Below are 23,660 nucleotides of genomic sequence, written 5' to 3' on the forward strand. Positions count from 1 at the left end.
GTTAAAGAAGCGAAGCGTGAAGTATGAATATTCGAGATTTTGAGTACTTAGTTGCACTTGCGGAACATAAGCACTTTCGCAAAGCGGCAGAGGCATGTTTTGTTAGCCAGCCAACATTGAGTGGGCAAATTCGTAAACTAGAGGACGAACTCGGGACCACGCTTTTAGAGCGAAGCAGCCGACGTGTTTTGTTTACCGATTCAGGGTTACAGCTGGTGGAGCAGGCTAAACGCATCTTAAGTGAAGTGAAAACCTTCAGAGATATGGCAAGCGGTCAAAGCGGAGCCATGACTGGACCGATGCATATTGGTTTCATCCCGACGGTTGGGCCTTATCTACTACCCAAAATTCTGCCGCAGATAAAAGAAGCATTTCCTGAGCTGGAGCTATTTCTGCACGAAGCTCAAACACATCAATTAGTGCGTCAATTGGAAGAAGGCAAACTAGATTGCTTAGTTTTAGCTTCGGTTGATGAAACTGCGCCATTTAAAGAGATCGAAGTGTATCAAGAGCCATTAAGTGTCGCAGTGCCATGTGACCACGAGTGGGCCTCTCTCGACCATGTTGATATGTTGGAGCTGAATGGTAAAACCGTTTTAGCGTTGGGAGACGGCCACTGTCTGCGAGATCAAGCGTTAGGTTTTTGTTTTGCCGCTGGTGCAAAAGACGATGAGCGTTTTAAAGCCACCAGCTTGGAGACGTTACGCAATATGGTTGCTGCCGGTGCGGGGATTACGTTATTGCCTCAGCTTTCTATCCCTAATGAGAAGCAAAAAGATGGCGTATGCTACGTACCAGCTGTTAACCCAACACCCTCGCGTAATATCGTTCTCGTATATCGTCCGGGCTCACCATTACGAGCTAGGTTTGAAGCTTTAGCAGCGAAGATTAAAGAGGTGTTGGCTTCTTATCCATCATTGAATGCTGCAGCATAAGAAGCAGACATAAAAAAGGGAGAGCTTGATGCTCTCCCTTGTGCTTTTGTGATTTAGAACAGTTCTTCTGCGCCAGAGCCTGAAGAGTAAATACTATCTTCTAAACGGTCGCCAGCGTATTCGGTAGGCTCCGTGCCTTTTTCAAAGTATTCGAACATTGATGTGCTATCTACCTTGTGCGTTAGCATACCGCTGTTGCGATCAATACGAACTCGAATAATATCCTCTGGAATATTTTTACCTTGCTCCGGCGTCCCTTCTAGCGCAACACGCATGAAGTCAATCCAAGCAGGCTCTGCGGTTTTCGCACCCGACTCGGCACCAGAAATTTGGCCTTGCCCTAGGTTGCTGTTAACAGTGGTGCGGCCAAGTGCACGTGAGTGATCATCAAAGCCAACCCAAGCTATCGCAACGACACCAGGTCCATAGCCATTGTACCAAGCATCCTTGGAATCATTCGTTGTACCCGTTTTACCCCCGATATCACGACGACCAAGTTTTTGCGCGCGCCAGCCTGTACCATTCCAACCTGTGCCTTCACGCCAGTTACCGCCACCCCAAATGTTGCTGTACATCATCTCACGCATTAAGAATGCATTCTGTTCGGAGATAACTTGCGGTGCATATTGAGGTTCATCATTTTCAAGGGCATTGTCTGTTGCAAGGCCGTCAATTGCGACGTCTTGTTCGCCAAATTCATCAGCGTAGCGATTTTCTGGCTGCTCGCTCATTTGTGGACAATCCTTATGACAAACACTCTTTGGATTGGCTTTAAACAGTACTTCACCGAATGCATCTTCCACGCGTTCTACATAGAATGGTTCAACGTAATAACCACCGTTTGCAAACACAGAGTAACCTTGTGCCACTTTCATTGGTGTTAAGCTGCCAGCTCCGAGTGCGATGGTCTCAGAGCGTGGTACTTGGTTAATATCAAAACCGAAACGAGTAAGGTACTGACGTGTCTCCTCGAGGCCAACTTCACGGAGTGTACGTACTGCCATGACGTTTTTTGATTGAGCTAAGCCGAGGCGAAGACGCGTTGGACCACCATAAGTCGGTGGTGAGTTTTTTGGTCGCCAAGCTGAACCAGAACCTGCATCCCACTTGTTAATCGGCGCATCGTTAATCAAAGTGGCTAGAGTCAGTCCTTTGTCAATTGCTGCCGAGTAGATGAAAGGCTTGATACTTGAACCAACCTGACGCACTGACATGGTTGCACGGTTAAACTTGCTGTGAACAAAGTTGAAACCACCAACCAGCGACAATATCGCGCCATTTTCTGGGTTCATCGCAACAAACGCGGTGTTTGCTGTCGGCACTTGGCTCAGTTTCCAGCTCAGTGTTGTGTTGTCATCTTCATCGGTTTCACTTACTTCGCGAACCCAAACTTGTTGACCTGTCGCTAGCACATCATGCGCTGACTTTGGTGTTGAGCCTTGGCGGTTATCGGTAATGTACTTACGCGCCCAGTGCATTCCAGTCCAAGGGATGGTTTGCTCTTCATGGTTCTTAACCCATACTTGCGCCGTCTTATCATCGACTTTCGTCACAACCGCAGGGTAAAGGTCACCATAAGTTGGCTGTTTCTTCAGGTGCTTTTCTATTTGCTCATTGCCCCAGGCTGCTTCCCCTTCTTTCCAAAGCACACTTTCTGCACCACGGTAGCCATGACGTTCATCGTATGACAAGAGGTTATTTACCGCAGACGTATTTGCAGCATCTTGCAGTTTAGAATCCACAGTCATGTAGATATTCAAGCCAGAGGTGTAAGCTTCTTCTTCACCGTACTCTTTTACTGCCCATGCACGAGCCAACTCTGCTACGTAAGGCGCTGAAAGCTCAATTTCAGCGCTATGATAACGCGCCACAATAGGTTCATTGCGTGCTTCGTCATACTGCTCTTGTGTAATGTATTTCTCATCAAGCATTCGCATTAATACAACGTTACGGCGTTTTGTTGCGCGCTCAAGAGAGTAAATTGGGTTCATGGTTGATGGCGCTTTTGGCATACCAGCGAGTGTTGCAATCTCACTTAACGTCAATTCATCAAGGCTCTTGCCAAAATACACTTGAGCGGCAGCACCAAAGCCATATGAGCGGTAACCAAGGAAGATTTTATTGACATAAAGCTCCATGATTTCTTGCTTACTTAAAAGCTGCTCAATATGGATAGCAATAAAAATCTCTTTAATCTTACGCATGATCTTCTTCTCATTAGATAAGAAGAAGTTACGAGCTAGCTGTTGCGTAATCGTACTTGCACCCTGTTTAGCCGAGCCTGAAACCGCAACAACAACAGCTGCACGAGTGATGCCGATAGGGTCGATACCGGGATGCTCGTAGAAACGGCTATCTTCGGTTGCGATGAGCGCGTGAATTAAGTCTTGAGGAATTTCGTCATAAGTAACAGGAATACGACGCTTTTCACCGAACTGTGCGATCAGCTTCCCGTCTTGACTAAACACCTTCATAGGTGTTTGTAATTCAACGTCTTTTAGAGTTGCAACATCTGGCAATTCAGGCTTCACGTACTGATAGAAGCCAAATATTGTGGTGACTCCAAGAATTATGCAAATCAATGTTAAAAATAATAAACGCTTTATGAACTTCACCGGAGAATCCCTGATTGGTTGAGGCTGTGTAACGGCAAACCCTTGTACTCTTAGGTCAAAAATTTAGCACATAAGAGATATTAACTCTTATTTGGATGCTAATAACAACCTTTGCACGAAGAAATTTCGGAGCGAGAGTAAGAGATGGATAAGCTAATCGTTACCGGCATCGATATAGGCCATAACAGCCTCAAAGCCGTAGTACTTAAACCCACAGGCAACAATTACGCTCTGTTGGGTTACAAAGAAATATTACTAAAGGAAGGTATTGTCGCTGAAAATAACACCATAAATCATCAAGAAATTGTAAAGACCCTCAAGCAGATAAAAAAAGAACTGCCTTTTGGTGCTAAAAAAGTTGCGATCTCAGTTCCTGATAACTCGGTAATTAGCAAGAAACTGCAAATAGAACAAAATCTTGAAGAGAGTGAAGTTGAGTTTGCAGTGATACAAGCCTTTTCTCATCAATCGCCATTCCCTGTCGAAGAGCTGAGTTTAGACTTCGTTCGTCTTCGCGCTGAGGGCGGGCAGAGTGGCAGTGATAGCTATCAAGTGTTTGCGACAAGAAAAGATGTGGTAGAAGGCCGAGTCGATGCATTACAAAAGTCCGGACTAAAACCTGTTTTAGTGGACGTGCATTCGCAAAGCCTTGGTCATATCTGGAAGCTCACCGCCGATCGCTTTCCTGACAAAAACAAATACTGCTTACTCGATATTGGCACTTTATCGAGCTCCTTCACCATGTTTACCGAACAAGGTGAACTGTTTCACAAAGAGTTTGCTTACGGCACACGCGGAGCAAACAGCGCTTCTCCAGTCGATTTTCTGTCCGATGATGCTCAGGAGAAAACAGAGCTGTTTAACCGTCAAATCGTAGAGCGAGTAAAGCGCCAGATGCAGCTCTATACCTCAATCAATGGCTCACAAAACATCAAGGGTATCTGGTTATCAGGGGAAGGGGCCTCCACTCCCATGCTCGTAGAAGAGTTGTCTCAACAATTGTCGTTAGAGTGTGAATTGCTAAATCCGCTAGGGCTATTTGAGATGAAGGTGTCTAAGCGTAAGCGTCGTGCTGTGGATTGGCAGCATTTCTCAACAGCAGCCGGACTGGCCGTTCGTGGCATTCATTGGCTAGGAGGCGCCCGTGCTTTATCGCATTAATTTACTTCCTTGGCGAGAGAATCAAAGAGAAGAGCACCGACGTCGCTTCATCAGTTTGGTCGCATTAGGCATGTTGGTCGCTGTTGGCATCCAGTGGGGTATTGGAAAGTTTTTTGAGTACCAACAAGATCAACAACAGGAGCGGCTCGATTACCTCACTCACTACATTGCCGAACTCGACCAGCGTATTGAAGCAATGAAAATTGCAGAGCAAGAGCACAGCAAAATCCTCGAACGTCTAAAGGTCGTTGAAGGTTTACAAAACGGACGAAACAAAACGACCGAGTTCATGAACTTAATGCCTGCCGTTATCCCTGAAGGTGTATATGTCGACAAGATCAAAATGAATGATCTGGAAATTGAGATCTCTGGGATCTCAGATAGCACTCCAAAACTTGCCACGATGCTGGACAACATGGAGCGCTCGGCCAAGTTGAACGACGTAGAAATGCATTCCATCGTTCACGGCAAAGCCCGTTTTGGGAAAGAGTTTCAAACATTCAAAGTGTCTTTCATGTTCAAAGTAACGGAGAAGAAATTGGAGGCTCAACGTGGTTGATTGGCAGGATCTCGAAATAGATGAAATGGCCGAGTGGCCATTGTTGCCCCAGATTGTAGTAATCGCGCTTCTGATCATAGCGATTCAAGGCTTAGGTTATTGGTTTTACCTTAAACCGAAAGAAGAACAGTTGAATCACTTGATCCAGCAGGAGCAGACACTCAAGGTGGCATTGAAGATCAAAGCGAACAAAGTGGCAGCGTTGCCTCAGCTTCAATCTCAATTGGATGAACTTACCACTCGTTACGAGTTATTACTGCAACAACTGCCTGCGCAAAAAGAGCTGGCTACAATGCTCGCTTCAGTGAATGAGCTTGGCATCGACAATAAGCTGACTTTCACCCGAATCGACTGGGGCGAAAAACAATCAGAGCACTTCCTTTATCGTCTTCCTTTAAACATAGAGTTAACGGGCGACTTTCATGACATCGGCCATTTTTCTCAGGCAATAGCGACGCTACCTCGAATCATCACGTTTAAAGATGTGACTTGGCAACGTGTCAGCCAAGAGAGCGAAACCCTGCACTTTCGGGTGCGCGCTAACACCTATCAGTTTAAGCCGGAGGAGACGAAAAATGACAAGTAAGTCTTTGTTGTTGGTATTGATGGGTTCTCTATTGATGGGCTGCCAGGCGAATGATGAATCATTGACGGATTTTATTCGAGGAGTGGAAACACAGGCGCGTCGAGAGGTCGAGAAGCTTAAGCCCGCAGACAAGTATGTTGCAGTCACGTACGCACCGGAAGTACAGCGTGCACCCTTTGAATTACCCAAAGAAGCCATCATCGCGACTCAGCCAGTTGCAAGAAAAGATTGTTGGCAACCGCCCTCAAGAAGGCGAACTGGAAAATTAGAAAAATTCCCATTAAGCCAATTACGTTTGAAAGGGGTCATGGGCATGGATAACACGGTTTCTGGCCTCGTTCAGGCTCCCAATGGCAACGTCTATAAAGTTAAGCCGGGTCAATACCTCGGACGCAATAATGGCAAAGTGACCCATGTCAGCCACTCCTACTTGTTGATTAATGAAACGTTGCCCGACGGCTTAGGATGTTGGCAAAAACGTAAAGTTAAGTTGGCTTTGAGATAGCCCCATTTATTTTTGATATTGAGTAATGAAAATGAGACAAGGATTAACACGTACACCAAGGATACTTACTGGGCTCTTCTCCTTATGGTTGTTTGTATTTTTAGCCCCTTTAGCGGCAGCTGAAGAAGTTTCGTCCAATGCCCTAAAAAGTATCGACTTTCGAACTAATAAAGATAAAGACGCGGTGATTGTCGTCGAATTGGCGTCACCGGCCGCGATTGTAGATATCAAGCGTGTACAGGAAGGGTTAAGTATCGATTTGCTTAACACTTCAGTAAAAGACGAGCAATTGTATCTCCTAGACGTGAAAGACTTTTCGACTGTGGTTGAGAGCGTAGAAGTGTTTCGCGACACCTCGACGACGCGCTTGGTTGCGCACATCAATGAAGAATACAAGCATGATTACCGTTTAACGGGGCGTTTTTTGGAAATCAAAGTAGCGAAGATCGAACCTAATGAGAAAGCCCCAGATAAAAGCATTTTAGAAAGAGAAGGTAAGCTTATTTCGATTAACTTCCAAGATATTCCTGTGCGAAACGTCTTGCAGCTTATTGCTGATTACAACCAATTCAATTTGGTTGTCTCCGACTCTGTGGAAGGCAACCTCACGCTTCGTCTTGATGGTGTCCCTTGGCAGCAAGTGCTGGATATTATATTGCAAGTTAAGGGGTTAGATAAGCGTGTTGATGGCAACGTGATTTTAGTTGCTCCGACTGATGAGCTGGACTTGCGTGAGAAGCAGCAGTTAGAAAAACAAAAACTGACGGAAGAAATGGGAGAGCTTTCATCTGAAATCATCAAAGTTAATTTTGCTAAAGCATCAGACATTGCGGAGATGATCAATGGTGAAGGAAATATCAGCATGCTGTCAGAGCGCGGCAGTATGACCATTGATGAGCGAACTAACTCGTTATTGATTAGAGAGTTACCTGAAAACATCGAGGTGATTCGAGAAATTATTGAGTCTTTGGATATTCCAGTTAAACAGGTTCAAATTGAGGCGCGTATTGTGACCATCAATGAAGGTAACATGGATGAGTTAGGGATTCGTTGGGGTTTTACGTCTATTAATGGCAGTAATACAGTGGGCGGTTCTATTGAGAACAACCTTGCCACGATCGGTCTCTATAATGGAGAAGGGGGCGACGACGGTGGTGACGGTGATGGAGTGGGGATCGATGACTTCCTAAATGTAAACTTAGCTGCAACCAGTCCGAATGCGACCAGCATTGCTTTCCAAGTTGCGAAGTTAGGATCAGACACACTACTTGATTTGGAACTTTCTGCGCTGCAACAAGAGTCTAAAGCTGAGATTATCTCGAGCCCACGTTTGATCACTACCAATAAGAAACCAGCCTATATCGAACAAGGTACAGAGATTCCTTACCTAGAGTCATCATCAAGTGGTGCAACGACGGTGACGTTCAAAAAGGCGGTATTAAGTTTGAAGGTGACCCCGCAAATCACACCGGATAACCGCTTAGTGTTGGATTTAAGTGTCACGCAAGATAGACCTGGACAAGTCGTGAAGACAGGCACTGGTGAAGCTGTTGCGATTGATACTCAACGTATCGGGACGCAAGTGTTAGTGAATAACGGTGAAACGGTCGTTCTTGGTGGTATTTTTCAGCACAGCATTACTAACTCGGTGGACAAAGTGCCTTTGTTGGGCGATCTGCCGCTATTAGGTGCGCTTTTTCGTCGAAGCTATGAAAATGTTGGCAAAAGTGAGCTGTTAATTTTCGTCACGCCTAAGGTGGTGATTCAGTAGTTCTGTCTCGGGAAAAACTGATTAAATCAAAAATAAAGTTGCAATAGTGGCACCATGCTTGGATAATTTCGGGTCTTATCACGAATTATCTGTGAGGAACTGGTGCCACAAGCCTTGTAGAACAGCAGTTTAGCTGTGTTTTCTTGTGGCGATCTTATTGAATCAATGTTGTAAATTACTGCTAAACATGGCTGAGAAACGTAATATTTTCCTTGTTGGCCCAATGGGCGCCGGCAAAAGTACAATTGGTAGACATCTAGCACAGCAACTGCATATGGAGTTTGTTGACTCCGATACAGTGATCGAAGAACGCACTGGTGCAGACATCTCTTGGGTTTTTGATGTAGAAGGTGAAGAAGGCTTCCGCAAGCGTGAAGAAGCGGTACTTGAAGACCTAACACAAGAGCAAGGCATCGTGCTTGCGACTGGCGGTGGCTCTGTTAAGAGCAAAGAAAACCGCAATCGTCTTTCGGCACGTGGTGTTGTTGTTTACTTAGAAACGACGATTGAAAAGCAACTTGCGCGTACAAACCGCGACAAGAAGCGTCCTTTACTTCAAACGGATAACCCTCGCGAAGTACTGGAGCAATTAGCTGAAGAACGTAATCCTTTATATGAAGAAGTAGCGGATTACACTGTTCGCACTGACGATCAAAGTGCAAAAGTGGTAGCCAACCAGATCGTAAAAATGCTAGAAGAGAGATAAGTCTTTATCTTTTTTTTAATTGGAGCAAACCGATGGAACGGATTACGGTCAACCTAGCTGAGCGTAGCTACCCAATCTCTATTGGCGCCGGGTTATTTGAGGACCCGGCGTACCTCTCTCAAGTTCTCTCAAACAAAAATGCAAAACAAAAAGTTGTTGTGATCAGTAATGTCACAGTGGCGCCTTTGTATGCAGACAAAATTTTAAAGCAACTCGAGCAGCTCGGCTGTAGTGCATCCTTGTTAGAATTGCCTGACGGTGAACAGTACAAAAACTTGGATGTATTTAATCAAGTAATGAACTTCTTACTGGAAGGGAGTTATGCTCGTGATGTTGTGATCATCGCGTTAGGTGGTGGTGTTATTGGCGACCTTGTGGGTTTTGCGTCTGCCTGTTACCAGCGTGGGGTCGACTTTATTCAAATACCGACCACATTACTATCCCAAGTGGACTCTTCGGTTGGTGGAAAAACCGCGGTTAACCATCCGTTGGGTAAGAACATGATAGGTGCGTTTTACCAACCTAAAGCCGTGATCATTGATACCAACTGCCTGTCGACGTTGCCTGAACGTGAGTTCGCTGCGGGTATCGCCGAAGTCATTAAGTACGGCATTATTTACGATGCAGATTTTTTTGTATGGTTAGAAGACAATCTTGAGCGCTTGTATGCGTTGGATGAAGAAGCACTAACTTATGCGATCGCACGTTGCTGTGAAATAAAAGCGGAAGTGGTGGCTCAGGATGAGAAAGAATCGGGCATCCGTGCTTTGCTTAACTTAGGTCACACCTTTGGTCATGCGATTGAAGCGGAACTTGGCTATGGCAATTGGCTGCATGGTGAAGCGGTATCTTCCGGCACTGTTATGGCGGCCAAAACGTCGCATCTACGCGGTCTGATCTCGGAAGAGCAATTTGAGCGTATTGTTGCGATTTTGCGTCGTGCAAAACTGCCTGTGCATACTCCAGACAGTATGAATTTCGATGACTTCATCAAGCACATGATGCGAGATAAGAAAGTCCTCTCTGGTCAATTACGATTGGTTTTGCCTACAGGCATTGGCACTGCCGAGGTAATTGCTGATACGACGCAAGACGTACTCAAGCAGGCAATAGACTTCGGTCGCGATATTTAACCTTGTAATGGCGCCTTTGGGCGTCATTCTTGTAGTGTATTAAGGTTATTAGATGAGTGTTGCTCACGTACTGGAATTAGATTCTCAAATCGAGTTGCTTGATAGATTAGGTCTACTGACTAACTTTGGTTCCAATCTCATTGCGATTAATGGTCATGATGGGTACGGGAAATCTTGGTTAGCGCAGCGATACCTTGAAGTGGGTGCCAGTAACAAGAATCAATGTTTGTTACTTTGTCATTCTAATCAAGACGATGTGCAGCATCGCGTCCTTATTTTGAGTCAACTGGTTTCAGACGCATTGTTTAATCAGCAAGAGCCTTTACTTGACAGCCTTGAAAGGCTTTTAGGTGATGAGCCGTGTGACATTGCAATTGTTGTAGATGATGCGCATTTATTGAGTGAGACACTTATCTCTGAGCTTTGGATGCTGGTCTTAGAGGCGCACCATAAGCCAAATTGGACCATCAATGTCTTACTGTTTACACAGTCTGGACGTTTAGAAGGTTTGCTAGCACGTCTCAGTTATGGACAAGAGATAAAGCCTGTTGAGCTTGATATTGATATGTTGTCCGAAGTGGAAGCTCGTCGTTTCTTTGAGTCACTTGTTGCGCGCTACGTCGATGATGAGTCTGAGAAACGGGTTCGAGATGCATTTAAAAAAGTCGACCCAGTACCGGGTGACATCATGGCGTTAGGAGAGATGAAAGTGGAAAAAAGGATCATTATCCGCTCGATTGTCGGTTCACCCCTGAATATTGCGTTGGTGGTATTAGTCTTACTGTTGCTTGCTGCTGGTGGCTATTGGTGGATGCTTAGTCAACCAAGTCCTGATGATAAAGCGCAGCAAATTGCTGGCAGTTTAGAGCAAACGGCTATTCCAACTTTTGAAGAGTCAGGAATCAGTGCAGCGCAGTCTTCACTGCAACCTGTAACCGATGGCTCTAGCAGTCTTGATAAGTCTGGTGCGATTGATGATTCTGATTCATTACCGCCAGCAGTGACAGAAGAAGTAGCGAGCGTAGGCAGTGATGACAATCAACAAAGAGTGGTGATTGAGTCGAATGTGGTCGATGCATTGCTTGAAGGTAAAGCTGATTCAGCAGACACAAAAGCGATTGATGATGTCGTAGGTACTGAGAAGACAGAAACCGCCGATGAAACTAGCTCCCCTTTGATTAAAGTCGTAAAACCGAATCAAGATATGACGCAAGCACCTGCTCAGTCAGAAGAGGGTGAGGCAAACCAACCTGTTGTGAAATTTTCATTTGCTCGTGAAGAACTAAAAGCGCTATCGCCAAGAGCGTATACTTTACAACTCGCGGCTATGACCTCAATGGAAGATGTACAATCCTTTCTCAATGAGCATCAACTGAATAATCAAGTGCGAATTTATCCTACCGTTCGTAATGACACCGAGTGGTATATCATCACATATCAAGATTATCCGACAATTCAAATGGCTCGTGATGCCGTCGCAAGCTTGCCAGATTCGGTTAAGTCGGTGAGTCCTTGGGCAAAATCACTCCGTCAGGTTCACCGTGAAATTGAACGAGTGAAATAAACCTGAGCTTCCCTGAAAAATATGTTACATTCCGCAGCCTTAATTTTTGGTCGATAGATAGAGCAGTAGATGAAAAAGCAACGAGCCTTTCTTAAATGGGCAGGAGGAAAATACGGACTGGTTGAAGACATCCAACGTCATTTGCCGCCGGCTCGAAAGCTAGTTGAACCTTTTGTTGGTGCGGGCTCAGTGTTTCTGAATACCGATTATGACCATTATCTACTTGCAGATATCAATCCAGATTTGATCAATCTGTACAACCTGCTGAAAGAACGCCCTGAAGAGTATATCTCTGAAGCGAAGCGTTGGTTTGTCGCTGAGAACAACCGCAAAGAAGCCTACCTACACATTCGCGCTGAGTTTAATAAAACCGATGACGTGATGTACCGCTCTTTAGCGTTTTTGTACATGAACCGCTTTGGTTTTAATGGCCTATGCCGTTACAACAAAAAAGGTGGCTTCAATGTACCGTTTGGCTCTTACAAAAAACCGTATTTCCCTGAGGCGGAATTGGAGTTTTTTGCAGAAAAAGCCAAAAAAGCTACGTTCGTTTGTGAAGGTTATCCTGAAACATTTCGTCGTGCGCGCAAAGGGAGCGTCGTGTATTGCGATCCACCTTATGCGCCGCTTTCAAATACGGCAAATTTCACCTCATACGCAGGTAATGGTTTCACGTTGGACGACCAAGCTGCATTAGCCGACATTGCTGAAAGAACAGCGACTGAACGTGGCATTCCTGTGTTGATTTCTAACCACGACACTACCTTGACACGTCGGTTGTATCACGGTGCGGATCTTAATGTGGTAAAAGTAAAGCGTACCATTAGCCGTAATGGTAACGGTCGTAATAAAGTTGATGAGCTACTTGCGCTTTTTCATGCCCCAGACATGGATAAATCAAGCTCTTAATTCTCACACTATTATATCTAAATAGTGGATCTCCCCACTGGCTTCGGTAGAATTGCGCGCAGATTGTTTGCTCATTACTACTGAGGTCAGGTATGAAAGATTTTCTTATTGCTCCATCCATTTTATCGGCAGATTTTGCTCGTCTAGGTGAAGATGTAGAAAAAGTACTCGCAGCGGGTGCGGATGTGGTGCATTTCGACGTTATGGATAACCACTATGTACCAAACCTGACTTTTGGTGCGCCTGTGTGTAAAGCACTACGCGATTATGGCATCACAGCGCCAATCGATGTTCACCTAATGGTGAAACCCGTTGACCGTATTATTCCTGATTTCGCAAAAGCGGGTGCGTCGATGATTACGTTCCATGTAGAAGCTTCTGATCATGTAGACCGTACACTGCAGTTAATTAAAGAGCACGGCTGTCAGGCTGGTGTGGTACTAAACCCAGCAACGCCACTTGCAAGTCTTGAGTTTATTATGGATAAAGTCGACATGATTCTACTGATGTCGGTAAACCCTGGTTTTGGTGGTCAATCATTCATTCCTCATACACTAGATAAACTGCGTGCCGTTCGTAAGATGATTGACGAGTCTGGCCGTGATATCCGCTTAGAAATCGATGGCGGTGTGAAGGTTGACAACATTCGTGAAATTGCAGAAGCGGGCGCAGACATGTTTGTCGCAGGCTCGGCGATTTTCGGTGAGCCAGATTACAAACAAGTGATCGATCAAATGCGCGCTGAACTGACTGAAGTTAAATAAGCACCGATAAGCCAGCGCAATAACACACTGATTTTAAAGGCTGCCAGGTTGTTGGCAGCCTTTGTGTTTTCTAGTATTAGAAGAAATTAAATATCCGCTGCGATGAGCAAATAATCACTTGCCTATTTTACGCCCTTTCTGTACTATTCGTGCTCCTTAAACTCAGTCAATTATCTTTAGTTCCTTGCTTCCTCTGGACGACTGAGCCATTTGTGGAAGCTGAATAATCCGTAAGGAGCAACCAATGCGTCATTACGAAATCGTATTCATGGTGCACCCAGATCAAAGCGAGCAAGTTGCTGGCATGATCGAGCGTTACACTGGTTCAATCACTGAAGCTGGCGGTAAAATCCACCGTCTAGAAGACTGGGGCCGTCGTCAACTGGCTTACCCAATCAACAAGCTTCACAAAGCTCACTACGTTCTTATGAACGTTGAAGCTGACCAAGCTGTAATTGATGAGCTAGAAACTGCTTTCCGTTTCAACGATGCAGTTCTACGTAACATGATCATGCGTACTAAAGCAGCGATCACTGAGCAATCTATCATGCTTAAGCAAAAAGAAGAGCGTGCTCCACGTCGTGAAGAGCGTTCTGAAGCTAAGCCTGAAGCTAAGTCAGAAGCTGCTGAGTAAGTTTTCTTATGGCCAATCGAATGGAGCTGAGCGGCACCATTGCCAAACCGCCCATTCGTAGTAAAAGCCCTGGTGGCATTGAACACTGTCGGTTTTGGCTGGAGCATCGCTCTACTATTATCGAAGCTGACTTACCTCGACAAGTTTATTGTCGTATGCCGGTAGTCGTCAGCGGGCTTGGGTCACAAGCACTAACTCAGAATTTAGTTCAAGGCAGTAACATTAAGGTAAGTGGTTTTGTCACTTATCAAACCGGCCGAAATGGCGTGGGAAAATTAGTGTTACACGCCGACAACATTACTCAAATTTAAGATCAGGAGATAGCCCATGGCTCGTTTCTTCCGTCGTCGTAAATTCTGCCGTTTCACTGCAGAAGGCGTACAAGAGATTGATTACAAAGACGTAGCAACTCTTAAAAACTACATCACTGAAGCTGGTAAAATCGTACCTAGCCGTATCACTGGTACAAGCGCTAAGTACCAGCGTCAACTAGCACGTGCTATCAAGCGTTCACGCTACCTAGCTCTACTACCGTACACTGACAAGCATCAGTAATCGGTTCATTTTATTAAGAAAGAGGATTAAGCAATGCAAGTTATTCTACTTGATAAAATTGGTAACCTAGGTGGTCTTGGCGATACTGCAAACGTTAAATCTGGCTACGCTCGTAACTTCCTTATCCCACAAGGTAAAGCAGTTATGGCAACTAAAGCTAACGTTGAAATGTTTGAAGCTCGTCGTGCTGAACTAGAAGCTAAAGTTGCTGAGCAACTAGCTGCTGCAGAAGCTCGCGCAGAGAAAGTTAACGCTCTAGAAGCTGTAGTTATCGCTTCTAAAGCTGGTGACGAAGGCAAACTATTCGGTTCTATCGGTACTCGTGACATCGCTGACGCTATCACAGCTGCAGGCGTTGAAGTTGCTAAGAGCGAAGTTCGCCTTCCTGAAGGTGCTCTACGTACAACTGGTGAGTTCGAGATCAGCGTTCAACTTCACTCTGAAGTTTTCGCAACTGTGAACCTACAAGTTGTTGCTGCTGAGTAATTCAGTATCAAGACGAAATACTAAAAAGCACCTCCTTGGAGGTGCTTTTTTTATTTCTAAAACTGAGAGAAAAAGGGTTAAAAAGCGAAAAGTAAATTAACGGAAAATACGCTGTCTGCTTTGCTTAAGCCTTCAGGCACTTTATCGTGATACTGACGAGAGTGCGCCAGTTTCAGTGCAATATCTTCAGTAATATCATTGGTTACACTGAGTTCACTATCAGTACGTGTGTTACTTCTACCTGTTACCAACGTAATATCAGCTGCGAAACTTAAATTATCCAACGCATGCCAAGTTGTGTTGATATTTCCTCGAAAAATGCCTTCTCTAACGATATCGGGAAAGACAATATCGTCATCATCTATTTCGTCTAAGTTTGGCTCTTGATAGCGAAAACCAGGGCCTACCTCTACCTCTAAAATGAAGTTCTCAGTGTAGGAGAACTGGTAACCCAAACCACCTGACAACGTATAGTCTTTAAAATAAGCACTGTAGCGAGAATCCACCCCTTTAAAGCTGCCATACAAATATGTCTTAGGGCCTAACTTGTAGTCACTCTGTAGGGAGTAGGTGGATGAGCGTTTGTCTTCTTCACCGTCTTTGTACAAGTTGTAGTACTTCCATTCACCATTAGAACGGTGTCGACCTGACGTATATTCAGCACTCAAACGAGCATTCAGGGAACGAGAGTCCGTGTTACCTGTGTGAGCTTGATAGCCGAACTCCACCTCGGTTTTTAGTGGGTCGGGTACATCAATATTTTGCTCTGGCTGTACTGATTCGTCAGCATACGATGCACTAGCGCACAGTAGGCTAAAGCTAAGTAACCAGTATCGGGACACATCAACCTCGAACGTAATCAAAAAGGAGGGGCATGATACTGATACAGATATTTGGTTGGGTCAATGGTAGGTTAATTTTTATTAGAGCTAGGCGGAAGAACCAGGCTATTACCTGGGTGGTTCACATGATGATTTCTTAACAAGTAATTGTCGCTTCGGGGAAGCATCTCAGTTAGGTTAAGGTTATAATCGTGGGTCAATAGTAGTTATCGAGCAAAGTCATGGCGGAAAACAGAAATCGCAAACCTTCAGACAGTCAGGTCGACGCAATCAAAGTGCCACCTCACTCACTAGAAGCCGAGCAATCAGTAATTGGTGGTCTTTTACTGGATAATGAACGTTGGGACACCGTTGCCGAACGTGTTGTGAGCAGTGATTTCTATAGTCGTCCACACCGCCTGATTTTTGAAGGTGTAAAAACCATTCTTGAAGCGGGTAAACCTCTCGATCTTATTACTTTATCGGAATATCTAGAGCGTCACGAGTTGTTAGAAGATGTAGGCGGTTTTGCTTACCTCGCTGACTTGGCGAAGAATACGCCAAGTGCAGCTAACATCAATGCGTATGCTGATATTGTCGCTGAGCGTGCGATTGTTCGTGGCCTTATTGGTGTCGCGAATGAAATTGCGGACGCGGGCTATGACCCTCAAGGTCGCAGTTCTGAAGATTTAATAGACATGGCGGAGAGTAAAGTTTTTGCTATCGCCGAGTCTCGAACTAGTGAAAACGAAGGACCACAAAACGTCGACAACATCCTCGAAAAGACGTTAGAACGTATCGAGTTGTTGTATAAAACGCCACAAGATGGTGTTACGGGGGTCGATACCGGTTTCACCGATCTCAATAAGAAAACCGCAGGTTTGCAAGGCTCTGATTTGGTGATTGTCGCAGCGCGTCCATCGATGGGTAAAACGACCTTTGCGATGAACTTGTGTGAAAATGCGGCCATGCAACAAGAAAAGCCCGTACTTATTTTTTCGTTAGAGATGCCAGCTGAACAGTTGATGATGCGTATGTTGGCCTCTTTGTCTCGTGTAGACCAAACCAAGATCCGTACGGGTCAGCTAGATGACGAAGATTGGGCGCGTATTTCTTCTACTATGGGTATCCTGATGCAGAAGAAAAATATGTACATTGATGATAGCTCTGGTCTAACTCCGACCGAAGTGCGTTCGCGCGCTCGCCGTATCGCTCGTGAACATGGCGGTCTATCGATGATCATGGTCGACTACCTTCAGTTGATGCGCGTGCCTTCGTTAACCGATAACCGTACTCTTGAGATTGCTGAGATCTCTCGCTCTCTTAAGGCGCTGGCAAAAGAGCTAAATGTGCCTGTTGTGGCACTGTCGCAGCTAAACCGTTCCCTAGAGCAACGTGCGGATAAACGACCAGTAAACTCGGACTTGCGTGAATCCGGTTCCATCGAGCAGGATGCCGACTTGATCATGTTCATCTACCGTGATGAGGTTTATCACCCAGATAGTCCGTACAAAGGTACGGCCGAAATCATTATTGGTAAACAGCGTAACGGTCCTATCGGCTCTGTTCGCCTCACTTTCCAAGGTCAACATTCGCGTTTCGACAACTACGCGGGTCCTGCATTCGATATTGATGATGAGTAATTCCATGAGCTATATGAAAGCGGCCAAGGCGTGCATTGATTTGTCTGCGTTGCAGCACAACTTACAGCGCGTAAAAGCTCAAGCGCCACAAAGTAAAGTGATGGCTGTCGTCAAGGCCAATGGTTATGGTCACGGATTACGTCATGTCGCAAAACATGCTAACCATGCGGATGCGTTTGGCGTGGCTCGCATTGAAGAAGCATTGCAACTGCGCGCTTGTGGAGTAGTAAAGCCGATTCTATTGCTAGAAGGTTTTTACTCTCCTGGTGATTTACCTGTTCTTGTGACGAACAACATCCAAACCGTGGTGCACTGTGAAGAGCAGCTTATCGCCTTGGAGCAAGCAGACCTTGAAACTCCGGTTGTCGTGTGGCTGAAGATTGACAGTGGCATGCACCGCCTTGGGGTTCGTCCTGAACAATATGACGACTTTGTAACGCGGCTGAAGGAGTGTCCAAATGTAGCGAAACCGTTGCGTTACATGAGCCACTTTGGCTGTGCAGATGAGCTGGATAGCGATATTACCCCACAACAGATTGAGCTGTTTAAATCGTTGACTTCTGGTTGCCAAGGGGAACGTTCACTGGCGGCATCTGCGGGGTTATTGGCATGGCCTCAAAGCCATTTAGATTGGGTTCGTCCGGGTATTATCATGTATGGTGTGTCGCCATTCGATGACAAAACGGCGCAAGATCTTGGGTATCAACCTGTTATGACACTTAAATCCCACCTTATTGCGGTACGTGAAGTGAAGAAGGGCGAAAGTGTTGGCTACGGTGGTATTTGGACCAGTGAGCGAGATACAAAAGTTGGGGTCATCGCTGTAGGGTATGGCGACGGTTACCCAAGAAGTGCTCCAAACGGTACGCCGGTGTGGGTTAATGGCCGTAAAGTACCTATTGCAGGTCGAGTTTCCATGGATATGCTGACGGTCGATTTGGGACCAGACGCAACGGATAAAGTCAGCGACGAAGCGATTCTTTGGGGGAAAGAGCTCCCAGTAGAAGAAGTGGCGGGTCACATTGGTACGATTGCGTATGAACTCGTGACTAAGCTAACGCCTCGCGTCGAGATGGAATACTCAAAATAAACAACGAAAGGCTAACCCAAGGTTAGCCTTTGTTTTATCTACTCACCGTTAATCGTAGCAATAACGCGGCGGCCGCCACCAAAGTCTCGATGCTCACCCAAGTAAATACCTTGCCATGTTCCTAAAGCTAATCGACCATTTTGGATTGGTACCGTCACACTACTGCCAAGCAGTGATGCTTTAATATGTGCCGGCATGTCGTCGTCACCTTCATAGGTGTGCTGATAATAAGGAGCACGCTCTGGCACAAACTTATTGAGGTGCGCTTCCATGTCCATACGCACGGTTGGATCAGCATTCTCATTTAAGGTCAAACTGGCGGAGGTGTGCTGAATAAATAAGTGTAATAAACCTACTGAAAGTTCGTTTATTTGTGGTAATTGTTGTTCAATTTCATCAGTTATCAGGTGAAAACCGCGGCTTCTCGCTTTTAATTGCAGTGTTTTTTGTGCCCACATACGTGTTCCTTTGGAAATTTATAAATTGGCGTCTATCCTATTCCAATTAGAGCCTGTCATTAGTAAATGATATGATTCTTGTCATCGTAAATGAATTGTTCAATTTCAGGGCAGGGAACGTGACCTAACTCAATGTGAGTGTAAAAGCTCTCGGTCATAATTGGCGCCTGAAAAAAAATTACAAAGACTTGTTTTGTGGCAATTTGCCCAAACATCTAATTTATATTCTATTTGCTAAATCGGGGATTCCACAGTTTTCGCTAGACTGTAAGGAATGGAACCTACTGTAACATCGGGATAAAGACCATGTTGAAAAATATCAATCCAACGCAAACACAAGCTTGGAAAGCGCTAACGGCGCATTTCGAATCTGCACAAGATATGGATCTTAAAGAGCTGTTTGCTCAAGACGCAGCGCGTTTCGACAAATACTCTGCACGTTTCGGCTCAGACATCCTAGTCGATTACTCAAAGAACCTCATCAATGAGGAAACTCTGAAGCACCTGTTTGCTCTTGCGAAAGAGACCGAGCTGAAATCTGCAATTGAAGCGATGTTCAGTGGTGAAGCGATCAACCAAACAGAAGGTCGCGCTGTTCTTCACACTGCACTACGTAACCGCGCGAATACTCCAGTTATGGTAGACGGCGAAGACGTAATGCCAGCAGTGAACGCGGTTCTAGAAAAAATGAAATCATTCACTGAGCGCGTTATCGGCGGTGAATGGAAAGGTTACACAGGCAAAGCAATTACTGATATTGTGAACATCGGTATCGGCGGTTCTGACCTTGGCCCTTACATGGTGACGGAAGCTCTAGCGCCATACAAAAATCATCTAAACCTTCACTTCGTATCTAACGTTGATGGTACACACATCGTTGAAACGTTGAAGAAAGTTAACCCAGAAACGACGTTATTCTTGATCGCGTCTAAGACGTTTACAACACAAGAAACCATGACTAACGCGCACACTGCTCGTGATTGGTTCCTAGAATCGGCGGGTGATCAGGCTCATGTGGCTAAGCACTTTGCTGCGCTTTCAACAAACGCGACAGCCGTGTCTGAATTTGGTATCGATACAGCGAACATGTTTGAATTCTGGGACTGGGTTGGTGGCCGTTACTCACTATGGTCTGCGATCGGTCTATCAATTGCACTAGCAGTAGGTTTCGACAACTTCGTTGAGCTGCTTGATGGCGCTCACGAGATGGACAAGCACTTTGTATCAACAGATCTAGAAAGCAACATCCCTGTGATCCTTGCGCTTATCGGTATTTGGTACAACAACTTCCACGGTGCGGAATCAGAAGCTATTCTGCCTTACGATCAGTACATGCACCGTTTCGCGGCGTACTTCCAGCAAGGTAACATGGAATCAAACGGTAAATACGTTGACCGTGACGGCAATGCTGTAACTTACCAAACTGGCCCAATCATTTGGGGTGAACCAGGTACCAACGGTCAGCACGCGTTCTACCAGCTAATTCACCAAGGTACTAAGCTTATCCCATGTGACTTCATTGCACCTGCAATTAGCCACAACCCAGCTAGCGATCATCACCAAAAACTGATGTCTAACTTCTTCGCGCAAACTGAAGCTCTAGCGTTTGGTAAAAATGAAGAAACCGTGAAAGAAGAGTTGGTGAAAGTAGGTAAGAATGCTGAAGAAGTGGCAGCGATTGCACCATTCAAAGTGTTTGAAGGTAACCGTCCAACAAACTCTATTCTAGTGAAGCAAATCACGCCTCGTACGCTAGGTAACTTGATCGCAATGTACGAACACAAAATTTTCGTACAAGGTGTTATCTGGAATATCTTCAGCTTTGACCAGTGGGGCGTGGAGCTAGGTAAACAACTGGCTAACCAAATCCTACCTGAGCTTGCAGACGAGTCTCAAATCAGCTCGCATGACAGCTCAACAAACGGTCTAATCAACGCATTTAAAGCGTTCAAAGCTTAATGTTTGAATAGATAAAGAAAAGGTCAGCAAATGCTGACCTTTTTATTGCCTGAGGCAAAAACAAAATAGGTTGGCCAGTGCCAACCTATTTTTTCTCTTTTATTCGAAGCAAATTTCGATAAAGGCATTTCCCCATTGGGAAGAGAAAGGCATGATAATAATTGAGCCTTCACACTTGTGGCGAATCGTATGACCTCGGCCCGAAACCACAACCGGTGTTGCCATATCAAAGTCAAAACCACTTTCCGCCAGAATGCGTTTCGCACCACCAGTAACCATGTTGGTGATCTCACCCACCATATCGGTCACTTCTTCATTGAGCCCATTTGGACGTTCACCAAGCATGTTCTGCATGATTTCTAGGGCGAGTGCTTCATCAAAGGTGATCGACATTGAACCACGAGTTTGTGGGCCTACCATACCAATCAGACCAGAAACGTCACCTCGTGCGATCTCATCTTTTTTGATTCGCGGTTTTTGTGGCTTCAGCTCAAGAGAAGCCATAGTTTTTAGCACGTTCATTAAAGAAGCTAAAAACGGGTTTACAAATTCAGCGCGCATAACGTTCTTCTATACTTTTTCTTTCGTCTCGGAGGAACAGGCCTGGCATTCACCATGAGTTTCAATAACTTGGTTGGTAAGTTTGAATCCATGCTTCTCGGCGTTTTCGGCTAACAAGGATATCAGCGTCTCATCTTCGAGTTCAACGACATCACCACATTTATCGCAAATTAGTAATTGGAAAAAGTGCTGCTGAGTATTGAAAGAACAACAAGTAATAAAGCTATTTGTCGATTCCACTCGGTGGATGAAGCCTTGCTCTAGGAGAAAATCTAATGCTCGATAAACAGTGGGCGGCTTAGCCTGAGGCTCACTCTCTTTTAGTTGCTCCAATAGCTCATACGCACTTGAGGCGCGGCGATTAGAACAAATGAGTTCAAATACGCGTCGGCGTTGCGGAGTCAGTCGTACTCCACGCTCTGCGCAGATACTTTCAATTTGTTCAATGATTGTTGGGTTCAAACCTTTCACCATAACTATCGGACGTGCTCTATGATAAATCATTTCTATACGAAGTTCGTTTAGAAATGCTTCATTTTACCCACTATCAGAACGAAAATCATGAATTAAAGCAAGTCGGTGGTGGTGTGAAGGCGGAATAATCATCACAGAATGAATCAACGAATGACAGATTCGTATTACTTCTGCGTATTCCTAAGCACTTGGCTAGCCAGCCAACCAAATCATTCTCGCTGAAACTAGCACCCAGAGGTGCTTGGGTATACAATACCCGACTTATTTTTTGAGCGTACTGCTGCGCTCGACCTTGGCAACATAAAAAACGGGTGTTTATATCATGACTCATTCTTGCAGGCTCTCCGTAGCACCAATGTTAGATTGGACTGATCGTCATTGTCGCTACTTCCATCGCTTAATGACCAAAGAAACCCTGTTGTACACTGAAATGGTGACGACAGGTGCGATCATTCATGGAAAAGGAGATTTCCTGGCTTATAACGAAGAAGAGCATCCGTTAGCCCTTCAACTTGGTGGTTCAAACCCAGCAGATTTGGCTACGTGTGCCAAGCTAGCGCAAGAGCGTGGCTACGATGAGATTAACCTAAATGTGGGGTGTCCATCTGACCGCGTACAAAACGGTCGATTTGGTGCTTGCCTAATGGCTGAACCGCAGTTAGTTGCGGATTGTGTCGCAGCAATGAAAGACGTGGTCGATATCCCTGTAACAGTCAAGACTCGCATTGGTATTGATGATCAAGACTCTTACGAATTCCTAACGGATTTCGTTTCTATTGTTTCAGAAAAGGGTGGCTGTGAGCAGTTCACTATCCACGCACGTAAAGCATGGTTAAGTGGTCTAAGCCCAAAAGAAAACCGTGAGATCCCACCATTGGATTACCCACGCGCTTACCAATTGAAGCAAGACTTCTCACACCTAACGATTGCGATTAACGGTGGCGTGAAATCATTAGAAGAAGCAAAAGCACATCTTCAGCATCTTGACGGTGTGATGATTGGTCGTGAAGCATACCAAAGCCCATATTTACTGGCATCGGTAGATCAAGAGTTGTTTGGCTCTAATGCTCCAGTGAAGAAACGCAGCGAAATTGTTGAAGAGATGTATCCATACATTGAAGCGCAATTAGCGAAAGGTGCGTACCTTGGTCATATTACCCGCCACATGTTAGGTTTGTTCCAAAGCATGCCCGGTGCTCGTCAATGGCGTCGTCATATCAGTGAAAATGCGCACAAACCAGGTTCTAGTCTAGAAGTATTGCAAGACGCGCTAGCTAAGATTCCAAAAGAATTGAATGTGTAAAATTCGCCAGTGAATGGCTAAAATTACCAACTAAAGAATGATAAAGCCAGAGTGCAGAAATGCCTCTGGCTTTGTTTTTTTATTAAAAATCATAATCTTAACTTCGTTTCTGTAAGTTGGTATGGAAACTGCTCTGTTTATTGAAAACAAATGGAGAAGTGATTATGTTGGAGCTAATCTTTATTTTAGTCTTTGCGGCGACCTTGTTGGTTACGGGTATCACAATGATGACCGTATTCGCAGCAACTGGTATTGCGTTAGTTGTGATGTTTTTACTGGGAATGGTTGGAGCGGTACTTAAACTATTACCATGGTTAATCGTGATTGCATTGGGTATTTGGTTCTTCAAGAATTACGTCGCTCAGCCCCGCTATAAATAATGAGTAACATCATTTAGTTGATGGAGAGGCGTGAGAATATGGTATATTTCCTCTCACGTCCTCTACGTGAATATCAGCTATCTCGGAG

General features: G+C 45.1%; 25 protein-coding genes. 20 read left to right on the plus strand and 5 right to left on the minus strand.

Annotated elements, in window-relative coordinates:
• The first annotated feature begins 23 nt into the window (after nt 1-23).
• Nucleotides 24-935, plus strand: a complete 912-nt coding sequence (gene oxyR, locus R7P80_RS27350) for a DNA-binding transcriptional regulator OxyR (protein WP_005381326.1) — start codon at nt 24-26, stop codon at nt 933-935.
• Nucleotides 936-988: 53 nt separating this feature from the next.
• On the opposite strand, the gene R7P80_RS27355 is transcribed toward oxyR, so the two are convergent.
• Nucleotides 989-3,550 (minus strand): penicillin-binding protein 1A, encoded by a 2,562-nt coding sequence (locus tag R7P80_RS27355; protein WP_025768081.1) that lies wholly within the window; start codon nt 3,548-3,550, stop codon nt 989-991.
• 144 nt (nt 3,551-3,694) lie between these two features.
• On the opposite strand from R7P80_RS27355, the gene pilM reads away from it, so the two are divergent.
• The 14 genes from pilM (at nt 3,695) to rplI (ending at nt 14,883) form a co-directional block, all read left to right on the plus strand.
• The gene (gene pilM / locus R7P80_RS27360) at nt 3,695-4,711 is read left to right on the plus strand and encodes a type IV pilus biogenesis protein PilM (protein ID WP_017633531.1); all 1,017 of its coding nucleotides are present in this window, start codon (nt 3,695-3,697) and stop codon (nt 4,709-4,711) included.
• Complete coding sequence (locus R7P80_RS27365) at nt 4,695-5,270, plus strand: PilN domain-containing protein (RefSeq protein WP_005381323.1); 576 nt, start codon at nt 4,695-4,697, stop codon at nt 5,268-5,270. Before pilM ends, R7P80_RS27365 begins: the two co-directional genes overlap by 17 nt.
• Nucleotides 5,263-5,856, plus strand: coding sequence for a type 4a pilus biogenesis protein PilO (locus R7P80_RS27370; RefSeq protein WP_215810441.1), 594 nt, complete (start codon nt 5,263-5,265; stop codon nt 5,854-5,856). The genes R7P80_RS27365 and R7P80_RS27370 overlap by 8 nt, the downstream gene beginning before the upstream one ends.
• Nucleotides 5,846-6,361, plus strand: coding sequence for a pilus assembly protein PilP (locus R7P80_RS27375; protein WP_115386334.1), 516 nt, complete (start codon nt 5,846-5,848; stop codon nt 6,359-6,361). Before R7P80_RS27370 ends, R7P80_RS27375 begins: the two co-directional genes overlap by 11 nt.
• A 25-nt stretch (nt 6,362-6,386) precedes the next feature.
• Complete coding sequence (locus R7P80_RS27380) at nt 6,387-8,132, plus strand: type IV pilus secretin PilQ (RefSeq protein WP_225492151.1); 1,746 nt, start codon at nt 6,387-6,389, stop codon at nt 8,130-8,132.
• Nucleotides 8,133-8,319: 187 nt separating this feature from the next.
• Nucleotides 8,320-8,838, plus strand: a complete 519-nt coding sequence (aroK, locus tag R7P80_RS27385; protein ID WP_005381319.1) for a shikimate kinase AroK — start codon at nt 8,320-8,322, stop codon at nt 8,836-8,838.
• Between the two features lie 32 nt (nt 8,839-8,870).
• Nucleotides 8,871-9,971, plus strand: coding sequence for a 3-dehydroquinate synthase (gene aroB, locus R7P80_RS27390; protein ID WP_005381318.1), 1,101 nt, complete (start codon nt 8,871-8,873; stop codon nt 9,969-9,971).
• Between the two features lie 52 nt (nt 9,972-10,023).
• Nucleotides 10,024-11,535 carry an SPOR domain-containing protein gene (locus tag R7P80_RS27395; protein ID WP_149191990.1) on the plus strand — a complete coding sequence of 504 codons (1,512 nt, stop codon included), beginning with the start codon at nt 10,024-10,026 and terminating at the stop codon, nt 11,533-11,535.
• A gap of 69 nt (nt 11,536-11,604) precedes the next feature.
• Nucleotides 11,605-12,444, plus strand: a complete 840-nt coding sequence (locus R7P80_RS27400) for a Dam family site-specific DNA-(adenine-N6)-methyltransferase (protein ID WP_005382762.1) — start codon at nt 11,605-11,607, stop codon at nt 12,442-12,444.
• Nucleotides 12,445-12,536: 92 nt separating this feature from the next.
• On the plus strand, nt 12,537-13,208 hold the full coding sequence (gene rpe / locus R7P80_RS27405; protein ID WP_149191991.1) for a ribulose-phosphate 3-epimerase: 672 nt from the start codon (nt 12,537-12,539) through the stop codon (nt 13,206-13,208).
• A gap of 244 nt (nt 13,209-13,452) precedes the next feature.
• Entirely contained in the window at nt 13,453-13,842 is a 390-nt protein-coding gene (gene rpsF / locus R7P80_RS27410) for a 30S ribosomal protein S6 (RefSeq protein WP_005381299.1), read from the plus strand.
• An 8-nt stretch (nt 13,843-13,850) separates the two neighbouring features.
• Nucleotides 13,851-14,153 (plus strand): primosomal replication protein N, encoded by a 303-nt coding sequence (priB, locus tag R7P80_RS27415; RefSeq protein WP_005381298.1) that lies wholly within the window; start codon nt 13,851-13,853, stop codon nt 14,151-14,153.
• A gap of 16 nt (nt 14,154-14,169) precedes the next feature.
• A complete protein-coding gene (gene rpsR / locus R7P80_RS27420) occupies nt 14,170-14,397 on the plus strand; it encodes a 30S ribosomal protein S18 (RefSeq protein WP_000090472.1) in 228 nt (75 codons plus the stop codon).
• A gap of 33 nt (nt 14,398-14,430) precedes the next feature.
• Nucleotides 14,431-14,883 (plus strand): 50S ribosomal protein L9, encoded by a 453-nt coding sequence (gene rplI / locus R7P80_RS27425; RefSeq protein WP_005381278.1) that lies wholly within the window; start codon nt 14,431-14,433, stop codon nt 14,881-14,883.
• Nucleotides 14,884-14,960: 77 nt separating this feature from the next.
• Here the strand turns inward: rplI and R7P80_RS27430 are convergent, their stop codons facing one another.
• Nucleotides 14,961-15,725, minus strand: coding sequence for a DUF481 domain-containing protein (locus R7P80_RS27430; RefSeq protein WP_005381276.1), 765 nt, complete (start codon nt 15,723-15,725; stop codon nt 14,961-14,963).
• A gap of 221 nt (nt 15,726-15,946) precedes the next feature.
• On the opposite strand from R7P80_RS27430, the gene R7P80_RS27435 reads away from it, so the two are divergent.
• Nucleotides 15,947-17,347, plus strand: coding sequence for a replicative DNA helicase (locus R7P80_RS27435; RefSeq protein WP_005382759.1), 1,401 nt, complete (start codon nt 15,947-15,949; stop codon nt 17,345-17,347).
• Nucleotides 17,348-17,360: 13 nt separating this feature from the next.
• A complete protein-coding gene (gene alr, locus R7P80_RS27440; protein WP_005381272.1) occupies nt 17,361-18,437 on the plus strand; it encodes an alanine racemase in 1,077 nt (358 codons plus the stop codon).
• A gap of 38 nt (nt 18,438-18,475) precedes the next feature.
• Here alr and R7P80_RS27445 read toward each other — a convergent pair whose 3' ends face one another.
• Nucleotides 18,476-18,895 (minus strand): secondary thiamine-phosphate synthase enzyme YjbQ, encoded by a 420-nt coding sequence (locus R7P80_RS27445; RefSeq protein WP_053350735.1) that lies wholly within the window; start codon nt 18,893-18,895, stop codon nt 18,476-18,478.
• A gap of 306 nt (nt 18,896-19,201) precedes the next feature.
• On the opposite strand from R7P80_RS27445, the gene pgi reads away from it, so the two are divergent.
• Nucleotides 19,202-20,854 (plus strand): glucose-6-phosphate isomerase, encoded by a 1,653-nt coding sequence (gene pgi, locus R7P80_RS27450; protein WP_005381270.1) that lies wholly within the window; start codon nt 19,202-19,204, stop codon nt 20,852-20,854.
• Between the two features lie 99 nt (nt 20,855-20,953).
• On the opposite strand, the gene R7P80_RS27455 is transcribed toward pgi, so the two are convergent.
• Both R7P80_RS27455 and zur read right to left on the minus strand, forming a co-directional pair.
• Nucleotides 20,954-21,415 carry a chemotaxis protein CheX gene (locus R7P80_RS27455; RefSeq protein WP_005381269.1) on the minus strand — a complete coding sequence of 154 codons (462 nt, stop codon included), beginning with the start codon at nt 21,413-21,415 and terminating at the stop codon, nt 20,954-20,956.
• 9 nt (nt 21,416-21,424) lie between these two features.
• Nucleotides 21,425-21,889 (minus strand): zinc uptake transcriptional repressor Zur, encoded by a 465-nt coding sequence (gene zur / locus R7P80_RS27460; protein WP_005381268.1) that lies wholly within the window; start codon nt 21,887-21,889, stop codon nt 21,425-21,427.
• 322 nt (nt 21,890-22,211) lie between these two features.
• Here zur and dusA point away from each other — a divergent pair, with 322 nt between their 5' ends.
• Both dusA and pspG read left to right on the plus strand, forming a co-directional pair.
• Nucleotides 22,212-23,192 carry a tRNA dihydrouridine(20/20a) synthase DusA gene (gene dusA / locus R7P80_RS27465; RefSeq protein WP_225492149.1) on the plus strand — a complete coding sequence of 327 codons (981 nt, stop codon included), beginning with the start codon at nt 22,212-22,214 and terminating at the stop codon, nt 23,190-23,192.
• Nucleotides 23,193-23,356: 164 nt separating this feature from the next.
• Complete coding sequence (gene pspG, locus R7P80_RS27470) at nt 23,357-23,572, plus strand: envelope stress response protein PspG (protein WP_005381266.1); 216 nt, start codon at nt 23,357-23,359, stop codon at nt 23,570-23,572.
• The last annotated feature ends 88 nt before the right edge of the window (nt 23,573-23,660 follow it).

The organism is Vibrio sp. 2092, from assembly GCF_033339635.1.
GTDB lineage: Bacteria > Pseudomonadota > Gammaproteobacteria > Enterobacterales > Vibrionaceae > Vibrio > Vibrio alginolyticus.